The 20,150-nt window shown below is 50.4% G+C and carries 13 protein-coding genes; all 13 read left to right on the top strand.

The features are described from left to right. Positions 1–7: 7 nt before the first annotated feature. The 13 genes from ACJ8IP_RS13325 (at position 8) to ACJ8IP_RS13385 (ending at position 20,133) form a co-directional block, all read left to right on the top strand. On the top strand, positions 8–1,423 hold the full coding sequence (locus ACJ8IP_RS13325; RefSeq protein WP_042785671.1) for a mannose-1-phosphate guanylyltransferase/mannose-6-phosphate isomerase: 1,416 nt from the start codon (positions 8–10) through the stop codon (positions 1,421–1,423). Between the two features lie 58 nt (positions 1,424–1,481). Continuing rightward, a complete protein-coding gene (gene cpsG, locus ACJ8IP_RS13330; RefSeq protein WP_042784047.1) occupies positions 1,482–2,855 on the top strand; it encodes a phosphomannomutase CpsG in 1,374 nt (457 codons plus the stop codon). A 119-nt stretch (positions 2,856–2,974) separates the two neighbouring features. Further along, positions 2,975–4,369 (top strand): undecaprenyl-phosphate glucose phosphotransferase, encoded by a 1,395-nt coding sequence (wcaJ, locus tag ACJ8IP_RS13335; protein ID WP_072628010.1) that lies wholly within the window; start codon positions 2,975–2,977, stop codon positions 4,367–4,369. A gap of 72 nt (positions 4,370–4,441) precedes the next feature. Further along, positions 4,442–5,788 (top strand): cellulase family glycosylhydrolase, encoded by a 1,347-nt coding sequence (locus ACJ8IP_RS13340; RefSeq protein WP_232091346.1) that lies wholly within the window; start codon positions 4,442–4,444, stop codon positions 5,786–5,788. A gap of 79 nt (positions 5,789–5,867) precedes the next feature. After that, the gene (locus tag ACJ8IP_RS13345; protein WP_164057315.1) at positions 5,868–6,938 is read left to right on the top strand and encodes an acyltransferase family protein; all 1,071 of its coding nucleotides are present in this window, start codon (positions 5,868–5,870) and stop codon (positions 6,936–6,938) included. A gap of 647 nt (positions 6,939–7,585) precedes the next feature. Then, on the top strand, positions 7,586–10,579 hold the full coding sequence (locus ACJ8IP_RS13350) for a beta strand repeat-containing protein (protein WP_042784050.1): 2,994 nt from the start codon (positions 7,586–7,588) through the stop codon (positions 10,577–10,579). A 380-nt stretch (positions 10,580–10,959) separates the two neighbouring features. Beyond that, a complete protein-coding gene (locus tag ACJ8IP_RS13355) occupies positions 10,960–12,726 on the top strand; it encodes a type I secretion system permease/ATPase (protein ID WP_033650615.1) in 1,767 nt (588 codons plus the stop codon). Positions 12,727–12,780: 54 nt separating this feature from the next. After that, positions 12,781–14,112, top strand: coding sequence for an HlyD family type I secretion periplasmic adaptor subunit (locus ACJ8IP_RS13360; protein WP_042784051.1), 1,332 nt, complete (start codon positions 12,781–12,783; stop codon positions 14,110–14,112). 2 nt (positions 14,113–14,114) lie between these two features. Continuing rightward, positions 14,115–15,491, top strand: coding sequence for a TolC family outer membrane protein (locus ACJ8IP_RS13365; protein ID WP_033650617.1), 1,377 nt, complete (start codon positions 14,115–14,117; stop codon positions 15,489–15,491). A 432-nt stretch (positions 15,492–15,923) separates the two neighbouring features. Continuing rightward, a complete protein-coding gene (gene galE, locus ACJ8IP_RS13370; protein WP_033650618.1) occupies positions 15,924–16,937 on the top strand; it encodes a UDP-glucose 4-epimerase GalE in 1,014 nt (337 codons plus the stop codon). Between the two features lie 487 nt (positions 16,938–17,424). Further along, positions 17,425–18,312 carry a UTP--glucose-1-phosphate uridylyltransferase GalU gene (galU, locus tag ACJ8IP_RS13375; RefSeq protein ID WP_033650619.1) on the top strand — a complete coding sequence of 296 codons (888 nt, stop codon included), beginning with the start codon at positions 17,425–17,427 and terminating at the stop codon, positions 18,310–18,312. Between the two features lie 313 nt (positions 18,313–18,625). Next, positions 18,626–19,393, top strand: coding sequence for an ABC transporter permease (locus ACJ8IP_RS13380; RefSeq protein ID WP_019454384.1), 768 nt, complete (start codon positions 18,626–18,628; stop codon positions 19,391–19,393). Beyond that, entirely contained in the window at positions 19,393–20,133 is a 741-nt protein-coding gene (locus ACJ8IP_RS13385; RefSeq protein ID WP_033650620.1) for an ABC transporter ATP-binding protein, read from the top strand. The genes ACJ8IP_RS13380 and ACJ8IP_RS13385 overlap by 1 nt, the downstream gene beginning before the upstream one ends. The last annotated feature ends 17 nt before the right edge of the window (positions 20,134–20,150 follow it).

The following is a 20,150-nucleotide window of genomic DNA, read 5'->3' on the forward strand; positions in this document are numbered from 1 at the left end:
ATTTATTATGAGTAATATTTATCCTGTAATTATGGCTGGCGGTACCGGAAGCCGTTTATGGCCTCTCTCAAGAGAATTATTTCCGAAACAGTTTTTAGCGTTGTGCAGTGAATTTTCCATGTTGCAAACCACGGTCAACAGACTTGATGGGTTGGAGATATCAAACCCGCTGGTGATCTGCAATGAAGAGCACCGTTTTATTGTTGCAGAACAGCTGCGACAGATTACTCGTTTATCCCACAACATTATTTTGGAGCCGGTTGGGCGCAATACGGCACCGGCCATTGCACTGGCCGCGTTGCAGGCGACCGCAGGCGGCGAAGATCCCTTATTGCTGGTTTTGGCAGCAGATCATGTTATCCAGAATGAGGAAGCATTCCGTACGGCTGTATTGCAAGCGGTGCCTTATGCTGAAGCAGGAAAACTGGCGACCTTCGGGATTGTGCCGACCGGTCCGGAAACAGGGTATGGTTATATCCATAAAGGTGAAAGTATTGATGGGGCGCTTGCCTCTCGGGTGTCTCGCTTTGTTGAAAAACCGAATCTGTCGACGGCTAAAGAGTATCTTGCCAGCGGAGAATACTTATGGAACAGCGGGATGTTCCTGTTTAAAGCCAGCCGTTATCTCGAGGAGTTGAATAAATTTCGGCCGGATATTTTGGCTGCGTGTCGTCAGGCCTTGCTGCATACGGCGCCGGATCTGGATTTTGTCCGTGTCGATCGCGAAGCCTTTATTGTCTGCCCGGATGAGTCCATAGACTATGCGGTGATGGAGCAGACAGCGGATGCCATCGTGGTGCCGTTGGATGCGGGGTGGAGCGATGTCGGTTCCTGGTCGGCGCTTTGGGACATCAGTGCGAAAGATGCAAACGGCAACAGCACCTTTGGTGATGTGTTGCAGCATGATTGTTCAAATAACTATATTCGTGCCGAACATAAATTGGTCGCAACGGTAGGTGTAGATAACTTGGTTATCGTTGAAACCAAAGATGCTGTGTTGATCTCGAATAAAGATAAAGTGCAAGATGTTAAAGAGATCGTCAATCATCTGAAACGTGGACAGCGTTCGGAATGCAAGCAGCATCGTGAGGTCTACCGCCCATGGGGCAAGCATGACGCCATTGCGCAAGGCGAGCGTTTTCAGGTACGTAAGATAACGGTTAAACCTGGCGAGAAACTCTCATTGCAGATGCACCATCATCGTTCAGAGCATTGGGTGGTCGTTTCGGGTACCGCCAAAGTTATAAAAGGCGGTGAGACGAAGTTTGTAACTGAAAACGAATCTATTTATATTCCATTAGGTACTGAACACTCATTAGAGAACCCAGGAAAAATTGCATTGGATTTGATTGAAATTCAATCCGGCTCTTATTTGGGTGAAGACGATATTATTCGCATTGATGATAATGGAAAATACAAATAACGGTGATGTGTCTTAAGCGTGACATGTTTTCGTAAATTTTTTTGGTAAGGATTTTTAGATGACTCAAACTTTAACTTGTTTCAAAGCATACGACATTCGTGGCCGGTTAGGTGAGGAGTTAAATACGGATATTGCCTATCGTATCGGTCGGGCTTACGGTGAGTTTTTGCAACCACGCGAAGTTGTGGTTGGTGGCGATGTTCGTTTGACCAGTGAAGAGCTAAAATTGGCGCTGGCTGAAGGTTTGCGTGATGCCGGCGTTGACGTACTGGATATCGGGCTCAGCGGTACCGAGGAGATTTATTTCGCGACTTTCCATTTGGGTATTGATGGTGGCATTGAAGTGACCGCCAGCCACAATCCTATGGATTACAATGGCATGAAGCTGGTGAGAAGCCAGGCCAAACCGATCAGCGGTGATACCGGCTTACGCGATATTCAGCGATTGGCCGAAGGGAACGCGTTTGCCGAAGTGGATCCCTCTGCGCGTGGCAGCTACCGTAAGATTTCCGTAGAGGATGCCTATATTGAGCACCTGCTAGGCTATATCGATGTCAAAAATCTGAAGCCGCTTAAACTGGTGGTCAATTCCGGCAATGGTGCAGCAGGGCATGTGATCGATGCCATTGAAGCACGTTTCAAGCAACTGCAAGTTCCGGTCGAATTTATCAAGGTTCACCATCAGCCGGATGGTAATTTCCCTAACGGTATTCCTAATCCTCTGTTGCCTGAGTGTCGTGAAGATACGGCGCAAGCGGTTCGCGCGCATGGTGCCGATATGGGCATTGCGTTTGATGGCGACTTCGATCGTTGCTTCCTGTTTGACGAGAAGGGCGGCTTTATTGAAGGTTACTATATTGTTGGCCTTCTGGCTGCGGCGTTTCTGGAGAAAGAAACCGGTGCCAAAATCATTCACGATCCGCGCTTAAGCTGGAACACGATTGATGTGGTCAACGCCAGCGGTGGCGTGCCTGTCATGTCGAAAACCGGCCATGCCTTTATCAAGGAACGCATGCGTAAGGAAGATGCTGTCTATGGCGGTGAGATGAGTGCTCACCACTATTTCCGCGAGTTTTCTTATTGCGATAGCGGCATGATCCCATGGCTCTTGGTTGCCGAATTGCTTTGTCTGAAGAATATGTCCCTCGGACAATTGGTGGCCGATCGCATGGCTGCCTACCCGGCTTCCGGGGAGATTAACAGCCATCTGCAAGATCCTCAGGCATCGATTGATAAAGTCCTGGAATGCTATCGGTCTGATGCGCTGCTGTTCGATCACACCGATGGTATCAGTTTGGAGTTTTCTGACTGGCGATTCAACTTACGCAGCTCGAACACGGAGCCGGTGGTTCGCTTAAACGTTGAGTCGCGGGCGAATCCGTCATTGATGCAGCAGAAAACAGAGGAAATTCTTGCCTTGCTCCGCAGTTAAACTCTGCACTTACGCTATATTGGAAGTTCGGGGCTGTATTGCCCCGGCTTTAGGAATATAGGTACCAGAGAAAACTAACAAAAGGCATCTATACTATGCTAGCGAATAGGCCGTTATCTATGAATGGTTTCCGTCGTGGGAGTTTGCATACCAATGCGTCCCTGACATCAATGTTGCAACGATTTTCCGATATTTTTATCGTTTTTTGCGGGCTCTACTTATCCTGTCTGATTTCAGGAACGCGCTTCGCCATACAACACTGGGTTATGGTATTAACGTCGATTGTGATATTTCAAATGATCGGCGGCATTACGGATTTTTATCGTTCCTGGCGCGGTGTGCGAGCAGGGTTAGAGATTCGGCTTATTATCCAAAACTGGACGATAAGCTTGGTGATGACTTCGGGCGCTGTTGCATTTGTCAATGATTTTAATAATGAATATATAGTATATATTCAATGGTACTTATTTGTTTGCTGCGGTTTAGTCATTACACGCAGCACTATCCGTTTGATGCTGGGATATATGCGGAATTTAGGATTTAACACCCGTAATATCGCCATCATGGGATCGATGCCGGTTGGTCTTCGGCTCGCGGAAACGTTGAGTGATGCGCATTGGATGGGATTCCGGGTACTGGGTATCTATGATGACAGTGCAGAGCCATTGGATAGTGTGATCGAACGCCGTGGCGATTTAGCGCAACTAATTGAGGACGCTAAGTGTGGTCGAATTGATCGGATTTATATCGCGATGCCTATGGAGCAAGAAAAACTGATCAAGGATACGGTGACTGAACTTTCCGATACCACGTGTTCCGTGATGCTGATTCCAGACATATTCACCTTTAATATGTTGCAGTCGCGATCGGAAGAAATTAACGGCGTATCCGTTGTCTCGTTGTTTGATACACCAATGAGTGGTATTAACCAGGTGATAAAGCGGGTAGAAGATATTGTTCTCTCCATTTTTATCCTGCTCTTTATTTCACCGGTACTGGTGTTGATTTCAGCCGCAGTGAAGTTTACTTCTCCCGGCCCGGTGATTTTCAAACAGCGCCGATACGGCATGGATGGCAAGGCAATTGAAGTGTGGAAGTTTCGCTCCATGAAGGTAATGGAGAATGGCGATAAAGTCGTTCAGGCGACAAAGGGCGATTCGCGGGTGACACCGGTGGGGGCATTTCTTCGCCGTACTTCACTCGATGAGCTGCCACAATTTATCAATGTGCTGAAAGGCGACATGTCGATTGTAGGGCCACGCCCTCACGCCGTTGCGCATAATGAGCAGTATCGTAAGTTGATCAAGGGTTATATGCTGCGGCATAAAATGAAGCCTGGCATCACAGGTTGGGCCCAGATAAATGGCTGGCGGGGTGAAACCGACACGCTGGATAAAATGGAAAAGCGTGTTGAATTTGACCTTGACTACATTCGGAACTGGAGCGTTTGGTTGGATGTAAAGATTGTTTTCTTGACGATATTTAAAGGGTTCGTCAGTAAAACAGCCTATTAATTACTCTGATGGTAAATTGCCTCATCGGGCTTCCTGTTCAACAGGTTGCCTGGGGGCGTGCAGGAGGTCGCGTTGAAAATCCAGCCTGGTACCACACGTAGCCCCGTAAATGGCTATGCGAAAATAGTAAAAGCATGCGCGGTTGCGGGCGCGTTATTGTTCGGTTCATACGGATACGCGAATGCGTTTGAGGTGGGTGTGAACGTACATTTACGTCACTACCCTAAACCGACAGACAACTATCTGTCGTTAATCAAGGAGTATGGCTTTACTTCTTTCCGAGCCGGCTATTTGTGGGGATTGGTAGAGCGAACACCTGGTACGATGAACGTCGCAGATCCGTTGACTAAGGAAGATGATGCTTATCAACACGGTCTCTCTCAGTATGGGTTGAATTCTTTACTCATTCTCGCCTACGGGAATACCGCCTATAACGCACCTGACTACCCCACAACGCCTGCGGCTATCGATGGATTTGCCAATTATGCATACTGGACCGCAAAGCGCTTTAAGGGAAAGGTAAAATATTACGAAGTTTGGAATGAGTGGACGGTGGGAACCGGTATGAGTAAAAAAACGGCCATTCCTCCGCCTGAAGTGTTTGCAGAGCTGGTTAGGAAGACATCCGCCGCCGTAAAACGCGCAGACCCCGATGCCATCGTTCTCGCCGGTTCGCTTAATCCTCTGGGGCCGGCGGGGCTCAGTTGGTTCGACCAATTGATGAAGCTAGGCATACTTAATGATATTGACGGTATCTCGTTGCATCCTTATTCCTACCGTTTGCCGGACTTAGCGTTAAGAACGCCAGAGGATAACCTCAACGCTATCGATAAATTTGAGCAAAGGGTGAAAGCCTTCGCCAAGAAAAGCGTCCCTGTTTACATTACAGAGATGGGGGTGCCGACTTACAATGGGCCCGGTGGGTTAAGTGATGCTGCTGCGGCGCAATACGTTGTTAAGTATACGATGTTGGCTAAATCTCGACCGTATATCAAAGGTATTTGGTGGTATGATCTCATTGATGATGGTGACAACCCGGCAATCAATGAACATCGGTTTGGCTTGCTAAATCGACAGGAACAACCAAAAGCTGCCGCATTGGCTTACGAAAAAATTGCCAAAGTAGCGCGCGATTTCACCGTAAGTGACTACAAAGCATCGTCTGACGGCGTGATAAGTATCGCGTTGAAGGGCAGCGGTAATCAGTATGCGATGCTCTATTGGCAAAAACCGCAAGTGGCGCAACCTTCAGCTCAGGCAAATGGTTTGAGATCATTAATCAGCAGCGCGCCAGTACAGAAGACGAAAGAGTCTGCCGCCCAACCGTTGATTGAGTTAAACAGCCAGAAAACTGTGTTGCAAGGAGATACTCCTGTGTTGATGTTATCCGATAAGCCTATCTCATCGCCGACGCGTTAATATTTTTTTTACTATTTTGGGCTTTTATTTTTCCTGGATTATGACTGATAAATATTTTTCTCAACATCAGGTGGTTTCTATGCAAATAGAGAAACAGGCGAAAACCACCGCTGACAATAAAACTCCTGTTCGTTTGGATTATGTAGACTCGATACGAGGAATTGCGGCGATAAGTGTAGTTATTGCCCATTTTCTGGTGCCGATTTACGGTTACGATAAGTATATTTTTTCCCATGTTTTTGATGTCGGTAAAATAGGTGTCGTATTATTTTTTATTATCAGCGGGTTTATCATTCCCTTTAGTTTTCGTCGTGAAAACGGCGGTGTTCAAGCCTTCTTCATCTCGCGCTTTTTCAGGCTTTACCCTGGATATTGGTTCTCGTTGTTTTTGTATCTTGTTGTTTCTTATTGCTTTGGTGAGCAGTTCCCCTTGCGGCAAATTTTGGCCAACATCACCATGTTTCAAACGGCTTTGCACGTGAAAGATATTGTCGGCGTATATTGGACGCTGTTTATTGAACTGGTCTTTTACATCATGTGTGTATTTGCCTTCATTCTGAGGTTACTCAACAAGGTAAGATTCAATTTTATTTCTGCGCTTGTCATGTTAGGTGTTGCTCTGGCGATGGGAGTTGCCAGGCATAAACTGGATGCTGCGTTTCCTGTCGCTCTGCCGCTTGCATTGTCACTCATGATGTTTGGCGGTTTATGGCGTTCATATTTGTTGGAAGGCGATCTATTCGCTAAAAAACAGGCGATTTACTATATCGCGATTTTTGCTTGTGTCATTCCGCTAGTCAGTTTCTATTCCTATGGTTCGGAGCCCGGGCATACGATGAGATATACTTTGACGTATTATTTCAGCATGCTGCTGTTCATCCTGTTGACAACGCGGCTCAAAATTCATAACAAATTCATGGTGCTCATGGGTGTTATTAGCTACTCTATTTATCTGATTCATCCTAGCCTATTGATTGTATTCGAACATCTGACAGCTAATCTCGACAATGGCACTCGCTATCTTTGGGGGAGCGTCGGGGCGACTTTAACTTTGCCGGTTTCATATTTGGTATACAAATATATCGAGTTGCCATCGATCCACTTTGGCAGAAGAGTTAAGTCCAGCTTGGTCAAAGCGATGCCTCTCTGAGCATGTTTGCTGCAATTACCTGATTCATTTCTACAGGTATTATCTATGGGCATCTTCATCACCATCGATGAAGATGCCTTTTTTTATGCCTGTTTCCCGCCTTCATCACCGCGCTCCAACTTTTCAACGCTCATGTAATATCTTTATTCTTCAATTAGATAGTTTTTATCTTTATATCACTTATGCCCCTATCCCCCATCCCTCCGCGGCGACTAACCGGCATTGCACGTCTGAAAAAATCCTCTCTATTTAGTATGGTTTTTCTCTGTCTAACTTAGGTTTGAGCCACCACTGAAGCGATCTTTATATGAAAATGGCAATATCATTGCCATTTTATTCGAAGTTTAAACAAATCATCTTATTAACCATCGCCTTACCGTTAGATGTGCTGCCTTTAATTGACATAACAATAATCTCATTGCGTTCCTTGACAGATCCGGTCATCAGATACTTTACTCAGTAAATAACTATGGGCGCGTTTAGGAGAGTTATTTAGCTGGAATTGATTTTATTGCTATTAATTTGATGTTGAGTTTACAGGCAAGACCAAACTTCTTTAAATTCAGCAGCTAAGCTTATGTTGCTGAACATCGAAAGTTGTGTGGAACGTTCTTTTTACCTTATCTCACTTAGATTAGGAGTTTTTTATGGCTTCTCTAGCATCTCAGCAGCAGGCGGCGGCGATCTACTATTCGGTTTTGGGACGTACTCCGTCTCTGACCGAGATCAACACCTATGGGCAGCAGCTCGAGGGTGGCACACAAACCGCAGCGCAACTGGCACAGTTCTTCATCAGCTCTTCCGGCGGGAATGCGCTCTATTCTGGGAAAACCGACTCGGAAATTCTGCAGATTATCTATACCCGTGAGTACGGCTCTGCCGCCACATCTCAACAACTGACTGATTTCCTGAATGGCAACACCCTGAGTTCGGCGGTTTCCAATGTCGTCAGCGGGTTGCTGAACTACAGCGGTAGCGACGCCACGATATTGGCTCAACAGACCGCATTCCAAAACACGGTTAACACGTTGCTATATCCTTCGACGGCCTCCGCTGCCTTAGGGCAAGGTGCATCGGATATTCAAGCTATTTTGCATGTTATCGGTTCGACCGTGACTGCCGATGCCGTCAACTATTTTGGCGCTAAAATCAATGCCGGGATGACGATCACTCAGGCTGCGGCCGCCAACATTGCGGGGCGTTCTTACCTGACTTCGCTGAGTGACGACGCATTTATCGCTCGTCTGTTCCAATTTGGTTACGAGCGTGCGCCATCCTCTGCCGAATCTGCCAGCTTCCTGTCATTGCTGCAGGGGGGCGCGACTCGTGCCGATCTGGTGGTTGATATTATCCAGGGATTGCGTGGCACCGTCGCGGCCGGCGATCTGACGGCGCAGCAACATTTCAATAGCGCTACGACCGTGTACCAACCAGGCCATCTCCCAGGATTGGCGTTCCAGGAACAAATCGCGGCTGTCTACCTGGGCGTTCCGGAACGCGGCGTTGATGCTTCCGGTTTAGACACCTGGAGCAAAGCGTTAGCCGCCGGCATGTCATATAACTCATTGATCGGTAACCTGGTTAGTTCTTCCGAGTTCCAACGTAAGGGCGGGCAGTTAACCGGCACTGATTTTATCCAGCATGTTTTCACCGCGGTGCATGGCGTTGCCGCCACGACGGCTCAACTGGCTATTTACAGCGCATTGGGCTCAGACAAAGGGATCATTACCCAAGCGATTATTAATGATCTGCGCTCTTCGACCGCGACGGATGCAGCAACCGTAACCCAACAGCATGCTTTCGAATTCGATATCGGCACCAGCTTGTTGTATAAAACTAGTGCCAACCTGTCTGTTACGGCGGGGGGCGGCAACGGCACCGGCACCGTCAATACCGGCGCCAGCCATGCGTTGAGCAATGCGGAGACCGCGGTGTTGACCAACGTGGTGTTGAACGCCAACGCCGCCAGCCTGGTCAACCTGAAGTTCGCCGATCACTTGGCCAACCTGACCATCAACGGCACCAGCGCGGCAACGGTGAACCTGTCTGACAACGGCGCCAGTTCTGGGGTTGCTGTCACCGTCAACAACGGCAATATCATTCTGAACACCGGTTCAGGTGCGGACAATGTGGTCGTTACTTCGACGGCAAATCTCGCGACCGGTACCGCGCAGTTTAACCTCGGCGCCGGCAACGACAGCCTGCACTGGGCGGGTAACGCCGTTGCCGGCGCGGCGAACACCGTCGCCAATACCGTCAAGGCTGACGGTGGCGCAGGGACGGACTCCATCTCCGCCAACTTCATCACCAAAACCGTGGTGACCAACCAGAACGCCTTGGGCGTTCGTACCAGCACCGTAACCAGCAACGCCAACAACTTCTCGAACTTCGAGCAGATTGATCTGACCGGTTATATCGGCAAGTCTGTCGGTACGCTGATTACGACACCGCTGGTTGGTTCACCGACTACCACTACCGTCACAACACCGACCAACACCTTCGACTTTGGCCTGACCAACGGCACGTCCACGGTGGAAGGCACCACGGGGGGCACTGTCACCCAGAACGCGGCGGCAACCAACCTGGGTGCGCAAGGGTTTGTGATCTCCGGCCTGGCTAATGTCAACGTCATCAACGCCGCCGGCGGCAACGCCGCGCAGCTGGAAGTGAAAGGGGACGCGACCTCCGCCAGTACGCTGAACTTCACCTTCGTGCAGAATGCCACCGATCACTTCAACATCAACTTTGATGCGGTGAGCTCTGCCAACGTGAATGCTGGCGCCATCAGCCTGAACAGCAGCAGCAGCGTTCTGTTGGGGACGGCATTGACGACGGTGAACGTGGCTTCCGGCGGGACCGGTGCGTTCAGCAATATTCTGTCTCTGGCAGGCACCAACGCGCAGGTTCAGAATATCAACGTGACCGGCGACCATGCGTTGAACCTGACCGTGGGCGCGGGCTACAGCAACGTGCGCGACATCAATGCCTCTGCCAATACCGGTGGTTTGAACCTGGATTCAAGCCATGCGGGTACCGGTGACGGTATTATCGTGCAACTGCTGAAAGCCTTGCCGTTGAGTGCGGCTACCACGGCGCTGCTGACTCCGCTGCTGAACACGCTGGGTCTGAACGGTTACCAATTGACGGTGGAAGGGACGTCGACGACCGACAGCTTCAACGTGCTGGGTAACACCACGCTGACTGGCGGTAACGGAGCGAATACTTACGATCTGAAATCCAGTAACTCGCAGGCGGGGGTCACCATCACCGACTTCAGCACCGCGAAAGACAAGATCGTCGATGCCGCTTCCGGCCTGACCCTGTCCAACACCGGTACCGCGGTGGCGGATTACGGTACTCGCGCTTCAGATACGTTGGATGCGCTGTTAGGTTCGCTGGTTGGCGGTCTAACTACCGGCGTTGTCGGTCTGTTGGGTGGCATCCTGGGCCTGAGCAATCCTAACTCGCTGACGGCGAAGGTGGGCGTGGCCTCGGTGGTGTTCAGCGGGACAGGTAACAATGCTGACTCCTATGTGATTATTGACAATAACAATAACCACACGCTGGATGCCAACGATACGGTCATTTACCTGACTGGCCAGAACCACCAGCAATTGGTGGATACTCTGCACTACGCCTAAGGGTAAAGTTGCAATAACAAATAATTCCATATGGAACTATTTGGGGTTAAATAATGCGGGGGCGTAATCCCCCGCATGTTTAATTTTGTGAGCGGCGTCATTCTCTCTAAGTTATTCCATTTCGTTATCTTCCCTCCCTGCTTTTATTTTCTCATATCGCATTGTTTTGTTGGGCTTTTGTCAGGCGCGTTGACCGGCTTTTTTTTTATGACCCACCTTGCCGGTTTTCACTTTCTCTACCTATAGTTAACAAAAGTATCTGCAGTCTCGGGCATTTCTTTGGGGTGAGCCTTCTCGGGATAATTCTTTTTTTAGGAATTTCTTTAGGTAGGGGGTCAATGCGGATTGGACTGACAGTGCACATGATGTAAGGGCAGAACGTGAATCAATTTATCCCGCGCAACGAAATTGCGGATGTTATACGTACACGCAGCAAAGTCTTCTGGACCGTTGGTATATTTACTGCGTTTATTAACCTGTTAATGCTGGTTCCTTCCATTTACATGCTCCAGGTTTACGACCGGGTGCTGCCTTCGCGCAATGAAATCACGCTGTTAATGCTGACGCTGATCATGCTGGGTATGTTCGGCATGATGTCCTTGCTGGAATACGTACGCAGCATGGTGGTGATCCGCATCGGCAGCCAGTTGGATATGCGCCTCAATACGCGCATTTATACGGCGGCTTACGAGGCGAATTTAAAGAACGGCTCGTCCGATGCCGGCCAGATGCTGAGCGATCTGACCAACGTGCGCCAATTCCTGACCGGTAGTGCGCTGTTTGCCTTCTTCGATGCGCCCTGGTTCCCGATCTATCTGCTGGTGATTTTCCTGTTTAACCCTTGGTTGGGGTTGTTCGCCCTGGTGGGCTCCTTGCTGTTGATCGCCCTGGCGGTGATCAACGAAGTGGTGTCGAAGAAGCCTCTGGCGGATGCCAGCCGGCTTTCAATCATGTCAGGCAATCTGGCCAGCACGAATTTGCGCAATGCCGAAGTGATCGAAGCACTGGGGATGCTGCCTAACCTGAAGGGACGCTGGTTCGGTTTACACCAGCGCTTCCTGAATAGTCAGCGTATCGCCAGCGAGCGGGCATCGCGGGTGACATCGATCACCAAGTTTGTGCGTTTGTCGCTCCAGTCGCTGGTTTTGGGGCTGGGGGGCTGGCTGGCGATCGATGGGCACATCACGCCGGGCATGATGATCGCCGGTTCCATCTTGATGGGGCGCACGCTGGCGCCGATCGAGCAAGTGATTAACGTATGGAAAAGCTGGAGCTCCGCCAAGCTGGCTTATCAGCGTCTGGTGCGCCTGCTGGAACAGCATCCGCCTCGCGGTACCGGCATGTCGCTGCCGCGTCCGGAAGGGGTGGTTTCCGTTGAAGGGGTGACCGCTACGCCGCCGGGCTCGAAGGGGAGCGCGGTATTGCATAACGTCAGTTTCGCCGTTCAGCCGGGAGACGTGTTGGGGATTATTGGGCCAAGCGCCTCCGGCAAATCGACGCTGGCGCGTCTATTGGTCGGCATCTGGCCGGTCAGTGAAGGCATTGTGCGACTGGACAATGCCGACATCTACCAGTGGAACAAGGACGAGTTGGGGCCCTATATCGGTTATCTGCCGCAGGATATTGAGCTGTTCGCCGGCAGCATCGCGGAGAACATCGCCCGCTTCAACGAGCTGGACTCGGAGAAAGTGATTGAGGCCGCCAAGTTGGCCGGCGTGCATGAGCTGATTCTGCGCTTCCCCAATGGCTATGATTCGGTGATCGGCAGCGGTGGCGCCGGGTTGTCCGGCGGCCAGAAACAGCGTATCGGTTTGGCGCGTGCGCTGTATGGCGATCCGTCTCTTATCGTGCTGGATGAACCCAACTCCAATCTGGACGATGCCGGTGAGCGGGCGTTGAACCAGGCCATTACGTTCCTTAAACAGCGCAATAAAACGGTGATCCTGATTACTCACCGTACCAATCTGCTGGCGATGACCAACAAGCTGTTGCTGCTGGTTAACGGGAACGTCAATGCATTTGGCCCAACGCAGCAGGTATTGCAGGCCCTGGCGAATGCGCAAAAAGCGCAGGTGCCTCCGCAGGCGGTGCGTGCGGTGAACTCCGAGCCGGATGAAGGCGATATCCCTAAAACTCAAACTAATTAAGCCGTGAACTCGCCTGGCGGCGCCGTTGCGTCGCCGGCAGTCAAAGGAGTTGGTATGTCTACGCATATTGGCGAGCCGCATGACTCGTACTCAGAACAGATCCCGTTGGATGAGCGTCGTTATACCCGTCTCGGGTGGTTGGCGCTGGGAGTGGGCGTGTTCGGCTTCTTGGCCTGGGCGGCGTTTGCGCCTCTGGATAAAGGGGTGGCGTCGCCGGGCTCGGTAACCGTTTCCGGCAATCGTAAAACGGTGCAGGCTCCGGCCAGTGGCATCATCAAAAATATCGCGGTGAAAGACGGCGATAAGGTGAAAGCCGGCGAGGTGCTGGTGCAACTGAGCCAGGTGCAGGCGCAAGCGCAGGTAGATTCGCTGCGCGATCAGTACTACACCACCTTGGCTACCGAAGGGCGCCTGCTTGCTGAACGGGACGGGCTGGGCAATGTCACGTTTTCCCCGATCTTCGCCAAGATCAAGGATCAGCCGCGCGTCGCGGAGATTATTGCGCTGCAAACGCAGCTGTTCGCTTCCCGCCGCCAGGGGCTGCAAAGTGAAATAGACGGCTATAAGCAGTCGATGGACGGGATCCGCTTCCAGTTGAAAGGCCTGCAGGATTCGCGTGCCAATAAACAGATCCAGCTTTCCAGTTTGCGTGAACAGATGAACAGCATGAAGCAGTTGGCCGCGGACGGATACCTGCCGCGCAACCGCTACCTGGAAATTCAACGCCAGTTCGCCGAGGTGAACAGCAGTATCGACGAAACCGTCGGGCGGATTGGCCAATTGCAAAAGCAACTGCAGGAATCTCAGCAACGCATCGATCAGCGCTTTGCTGATTATCAGCGCGAGGTCAGAACGCAGCTGGCGCAAACCCAAATGGACGCCAGCGAGTTCCGCAACAAGCTGCAAATGGCCGATTTCGATCTGGGCAACACCGCCATCACCTCACCGGTGGACGGCACCGTGGTCGGATTGAATATCTTCACTCAGGGGGGCGTCGTGGGAGCGGGTGACCACCTGATGGACGTTGTGCCCAGCCAGGCGACTTTGGTGGTGGATTCTCGCCTCAAAGTCGACCTGATCGATAAGGTGTACAACGGGTTGCCGGTGGATCTGATGTTTACCGCCTTCAACCAAAACAAAACCCCGAAAATTCCGGGAACGGTCACGTTGGTTTCCGCCGACCGTCTGGTCGACAAAACCAATGGCGAACCTTACTACCAGATGCAGGTCACGGTCTCGCCGGAGGGCATGAAAATGCTCAGTGGCGAGGACATCAAGCCGGGGATGCCGGTGGAGGTGTTCGTGAAAACGGGGTCGCGCTCGCTGCTGAGCTATCTGTTTAAACCTATTTTGGATCGCGCTCATACTTCATTAACCGAGGAATAATTTTGATTCATTCAAAACGACAGGCTGCCGGTCTGGTTATCGGCACCCTTTTGTTTGCGATGTCTGCGCCGGTTTATTCGATAGGGATTTTAGACGCATATTCGCTGGCATTAGAAAAGGACCCGACCTTCCGGGCGGCTATAAAAGAGAAAGAAGCGGGGGATGAAAACGAAAATATCGGCAGGGCGGGGCTGCTGCCGAAGGTATCGCTGAATTACCAGAATTCGCCGCGTAACTGGCAAACCCAGAAATATCCACAAAGCGACTTCTTTGGCAACATTACGGAAGCGACGCGGCGCCAGCAGTACCGCAGCTACTCCAGCTCGGTGACGCTGACGCAGCCGCTGTTCGATTATGAGGCCTATGCGCGTTATAAAGGCGGCGTGGCGCAGACGATGATGTCGGATGAGCGCTATCGCGGCAAACTGCTCGATCTGGCGGTGAGGGTGATCAGCGCGTATGTCGAAGTGGCCTATGCCAAAGATCAAATCGCCTTGGCCGAGGCGCAGAAAGCAGCCTATAAAGAACAGTTGGCGTTGAACGATCGTCTGATGAGCGCGGGTGAGGGGACCCTGACCGACGTCTCCGAAACGCAGGCGCGCTACAGCCTGGCAGAGGCGCAGGTGATAGAAGCGCGCGACGCGCTGGACGCTGCGCAGCGTGAGCTGGAGGTGATCATCGGCGTGCCGTTGAATCAATTGGATGAGCTGCAGAGCTTACGGCCAGGGCAATTCAAGGTGGCGCCGCTGATCCCGTCGAAGTTTGAAGAGTGGCAAAAGATCGCCCTGGAAAACAACCCAGTGCTGGCCGCCTCGCGCCATGGCGTCGATGCGGCGAAATACGAAGTGGAGAGAAATCGCGCCGGCTTTATGCCGAACGTGCAACTTTACGCTTCGCATTCGGAAAACGACTCCAGTAGCGATAACACGGTTAACCAGAAATATCGTACCGACAGCATCGGCGTGCAGGTGAGCCTGCCGATATACTCCGGCGGCGGCGTGGCGGCCTCCACCCGGCAGGCCGCGGCGCGCTACGGCCAGGCGATGGCCGAAATGGACACGCAAGTCGGCACGACGCTGAACGATCTGCGCAAGCAGTTCAATCTGTGCATCAGCAGTCGTGCCAAACTGGCGGCCTACGAATTGGCGGTGAAGTCGGCGACTACGCAGGTGACGGCGACCCGGCAGAGCGTGTTGGCGGGGCAGCGTGTCAACGTCGATGTGCTCAACGCCGAACAGCAGCTCTACAGCGCCCAGCGTGACTTGGCCTCCGCCAAATACACCTATATCAAGTCTTGGATTACCCTGTTGAGCGATTCCGGCACCTTGGACGAGAAGGATGTGCTGCGCGTCGCGCAGTATTTTGCCCGTAATCGCTAGAGGTTATTCCACTATAAGCATGACTCTGAAAGAGCAGCGTTAAGCTGCTCTTTTTCAATTTCATGCGTGTATTTCTCAGGTTGTGTTTACTTGTTTTTTATTTGATTCATAAAGAATATCTGCTTTGGCTTTGGCTTTGGCTTTGGCTTGGAATGCGGTCATGCTCCTGAGAGGGTATCGAATTCTGCCGAAAGATAACGAGAAGCGACCCAAGCGCGATGCCACGTTAACCCCCAGGAAAAGGTGATGCTGCAGTTAACCCATCATCGCTCAAGGGGCGCACATACCGTTTTCTCTTCATGAGTGAACCATTGAGCTGTATTATGCGTTTTGTCATCAATGGATGGTTTGCGTGAACGTCTCATGAAACAAACGGTCTTCTTATAGAACGAGTAACTATGCTTCGATGCTATCGAAGCGTAAGGGGTTGATATGGCAATTTTAGTTACCGGTGGCGCTGGTTACATCGGATCGCACACCGTGCTATCGCTTCTGGAGCGTGGCGAGGACGTTGTGGTGCTGGATAATTTGTCCAACTCATCTGCGGAGTCATTGCAGCGCGTGGAGAAACTGACGGGGAAAGCCGCGGTGTTCTATCAAGGCGATGTTCAGGATGCTGAATGCCTGCATCGTATCTTCGGCGCGCATGATATCACTGCCGTGATCCACTTTGCCGGCCTCAAGGCTGTTGGAGAGTCAACGCGCAAACCGCTTGAGTATTATCAGAATAACGTCACCGGCACGCTGGTACTGTTGGATGCTATGCGCCGTGCCGGCGTACATGATTTCATCTTCAGTTCCTCCGCCACTGTCTATGGTGCCAATTCGCCGGTGCCTTATGTTGAAACGACACCGATCGGCGGCACGACCAGCCCTTATGGCACGTCTAAGCTGATGGTGGAGCAGATCCTGCAGGATTTCGCTAAGGCAGAACCGCAGTTTTCGATTATTGCCTTGCGTTACTTCAACCCGGTCGGCGCTCATGAATCGGGTTTGATTGGCGAAGATCCTAACGGTATTCCCAATAACCTGCTGCCTTATATCTCGCAGGTGGCTATCGGCAAACTGGAGAAGTTGGGTATTTTCGGTGGTGACTATCCAACAAAAGACGGCACGGGCGAGCGCGACTACATTCACGTTATGGACTTGGCCGACGGTCATCTCAAAGCGATGGATCATCTGGCGAAGATCAGCGGATTTAAGGCTTATAACCTGGGGGCCGGTGTAGGGCACTCGGTGTTGGCGATGGTTCAGGCATTTGAAAAAGCTTCCGGCGTAACGATCCCTTACCAAATCTTGCCTCGCCGCGACGGCGATCTGCCTGCTTTCTGGGCGAACGCGGATCTGGCATATCAAGAGCTAGGATGGAAAGTACGTCGGAATATTGATGACATGATGCGCGACACTTGGAACTGGCAGAAGAAAAATCCGCAAGGGTATAAGTAAGAAAACTGATATAAAGTTAAGCGACGAAAAAGCCCACATCTCGATGTGGGCTTTTTCTTTGTTGGTCATGAAGATACCGGGGAGTATCTTTCTTGTAATTAATAATCATTCTCAATTAATCGGTGTTTTTATTAGCGTGCTTATTAAATTTTGCTTTTTTTGGCCACTCTTACCCTGCGGTAGCAAAAACGGCACCTGGCGTCAGGAGGCTTTTAGGACAAGTTTGAAAGCATGAATGGTTTATTTTTTATTATTATTCAGTATATTAAGAATTTTCTTGGTGGCTGGCGGTTACTGCATAGACAAATGACGTTTTGTCTATGTGGCGTTAATGTATTAACTTCCCACATGGGTGTATAATTCAGCCCGAAGAAAATAGAGGTCTCTTGGTTGCATAACCGAGGACGGCGATAACGTCGAAATGTTATCGCGATAATTTTGACATGTTGCATTAATGAAACTGAAGTCGTTGGGAGCCCCCACAGATATGCTGAAAGCTGTCATTCCCGTTGCCGGTCTTGGTACCCGCATGTTACCGGCCACTAAGGCGATTCCTAAGGAAATGCTACCGGTTGTCGACAAACCTCTTATCCAATACATCGTAAATGAGTGCGTCGCCGCCGGTATTAAAGAGATTATTCTGGTTACGCACTCGTCAAAAAATGCTATTGAAAACCATTTTGACACCTCGTTTGAATTGGAAAGCATGCTGGAGTCACGCGTTAAGCGCCAACTGCTGGAAGAAGTTCAGTCTATCTGTCCGAAAGGCGTGACCCTGATGCATGTGCGGCAGGGGCAATCCAAAGGGTTGGGCCATGCGGTACTCTGTGCCAGACCCCTGATCGGTGATGCGCCGTTTGCCGTGTTGCTGCCGGATGTGCTGATGGACGACATCGCCTCTGATCTGACGAAAGATAACCTCGCCAGCATGATCGCTGAATTTGAAGCGCACGGTCGCAGCCAGATCATGGTAGAACCTGTGCCAGAAAAAGACGTGTCCAAATACGGCGTGGTTGATTGTCGCGGCGTGGCCGTGGCGCCAGGCCAAAGCGTGCCGATGCATGCGATCGTCGAAAAACCCTCGCAGGAAGAGGCTCCTTCAAATTTGGCTGTCGTTGGCCGCTATGTTTTGGCTGCTGATATCTGGCCGCTGCTGGAAAAAACGCCTTATGGCGCTGGCGGTGAGATCCAGCTTACCGATGCTATCGCCATGCTGATGGAGCAAAAACCGGTTGAGGCTTTCGCCATGGTTGGGCGTTCGCATGACTGCGGTGATAAATTAGGTTATATGAAGGCCTTTGTTGAGTATGGTCTTCGTCATCCGACGCAGGGTGAAGCATTTTCTGAGTGGTTAAAGGGGATGTTGCAGGCTTAAGCGTCTGCTATACCTGACGAATCCAGCCGATTCCTAAAGTAAAATGAATTGGCTGGATGTAGCTTGAGGGCAGGTTACACGCGCTCATCGCGCTGTGTAGCGAACTGGGTGCAGGAAGTTTTCCCGGTTATGAAGTAAAATCAACAGGTTGTTTTAAGTGTGCTCTGGTTGCCGCAATGCCAGGGGCGGTAGCGTGGTTGCGATTAGTTCAGCAACGCATTCTACCCGTCATGCCATCTGGCTACGCTGGACCTGAAGACGTACGGCCATGTTTCATCTGTCAGGGAATTTCAATCTTAAATCGAGTTTTTATATGAAGTATAGCTTAGGTTATCTTTGGGATTTGGCTTCGGTCATCACAGAGAAAGAATTAAAAGTAAGATATAAAAGCAGCTTCTTTGGCTATTTATGGTCAATTGCTAATCCATTACTCTTTGCTATGATCTATTATTTTATTTTTAAATTGGTCATGCGGGTTCAAATACCAAACTATACCATTTTCATTATTACAGGCCTGTTCCCTTGGCAGTGGTTTGCCAGCTCAACGACTAACTCCTTGTATTCGTTTATCGCAAACGCACAGATCATCAAAAAAACCGTATTTCCGCGTTCGGTCATTCCTTTTAGTAATGTCCTGATGGAGTGTCTGCATTTCCTCTGCACGATTCCGGTCATTATCTTCTTTCTCTATGTCTATGACATGCGTCCATCAATTGATTGGCTTTGGGGGGTTCCGCTTATCGGCATTGCGCAGATGATGATGACCTTCGGGATCGCGATGATGTTATCGACGCTGAACCTTTTCTTCCGCGATCTGGAACGTTTCATCACGCTGGGTATCATGCTGATGTTCTACTGCACGCCGATTTTGTACTCCGGTGATATGATTCCTGAACAATATCGCTTCCTGATTGATTTTAATCCACTGGCTAACATGATACTGAGCTGGCGTGATCTTTTTATGAATGGCGTAATTGATTATCACCAGATAGGCATGCTTTACGGATATGCGTTGCTGTTCATTATCATTGGTGTCAGCATTTTCAATAAGTTGAAGTACAGATTTGCAGAGATATTATAATGAGCGTAGCTATAGAATTTAAAAATGTGACTAAGCGCTATCCATTATACCATCATATTGGATCTGGCATTAAAGAGCTGATTTTTAACCCGCGTCGTGCACTAAGCTTACTGAGCGGTCGTAGTTATCTGGCGATTGAAGATATCAGTTTCCAGGTTAAAAAAGGCGAATCGGTTGCGCTTATTGGCCGAAACGGTGCGGGGAAGAGTACGTCGCTTGGTTTGGTCGCCGGTGTGATGAAACCGTCATCCGGTTCTGTTCATGTAGTTGGCCGTGTGGCTTCGATGCTGGAGTTAGGCGGTGGGTTTCACCCCGAGCTGACTGGCCGTGAGAATATTCGACTGAATGCGACGCTGTTGGGCCTTCGTCGTAAGGAGTTGAAGCAGCGTTTGGATAAAATCATCGAGTTCTCCGAGCTGGGTGAATTTATTGACGAGCCCATCCGAGTTTACTCCAGCGGTATGTTGGCGAAGCTGGGTTTCTCTGTCATTACGCAGGTTGATCCAGATATTCTGATTATCGATGAGGTTTTGGCAGTCGGGGACATCTCGTTTCAACGCAAATGTCTCGAAACTATTAATGAGTTCAAGAAGAAAGGGGTGACAATTCTTTTTGTTAGCCATAATCTTCGTGATATCGAAAAAATTTGCGATAGAGTCATCTGGATAGAAAACCATAAGATGAAAGTTATGGGTGAGGCTCATACTGTTATAGCGCAATATAAAGAAGCAATGAGTTGAAATTCATAACCGTGATT

Source organism: Serratia sp. CY52157 (genome assembly GCF_052168495.1).
Taxonomy (GTDB): Bacteria; Pseudomonadota; Gammaproteobacteria; order Enterobacterales; family Enterobacteriaceae; genus Serratia; species Serratia ureilytica.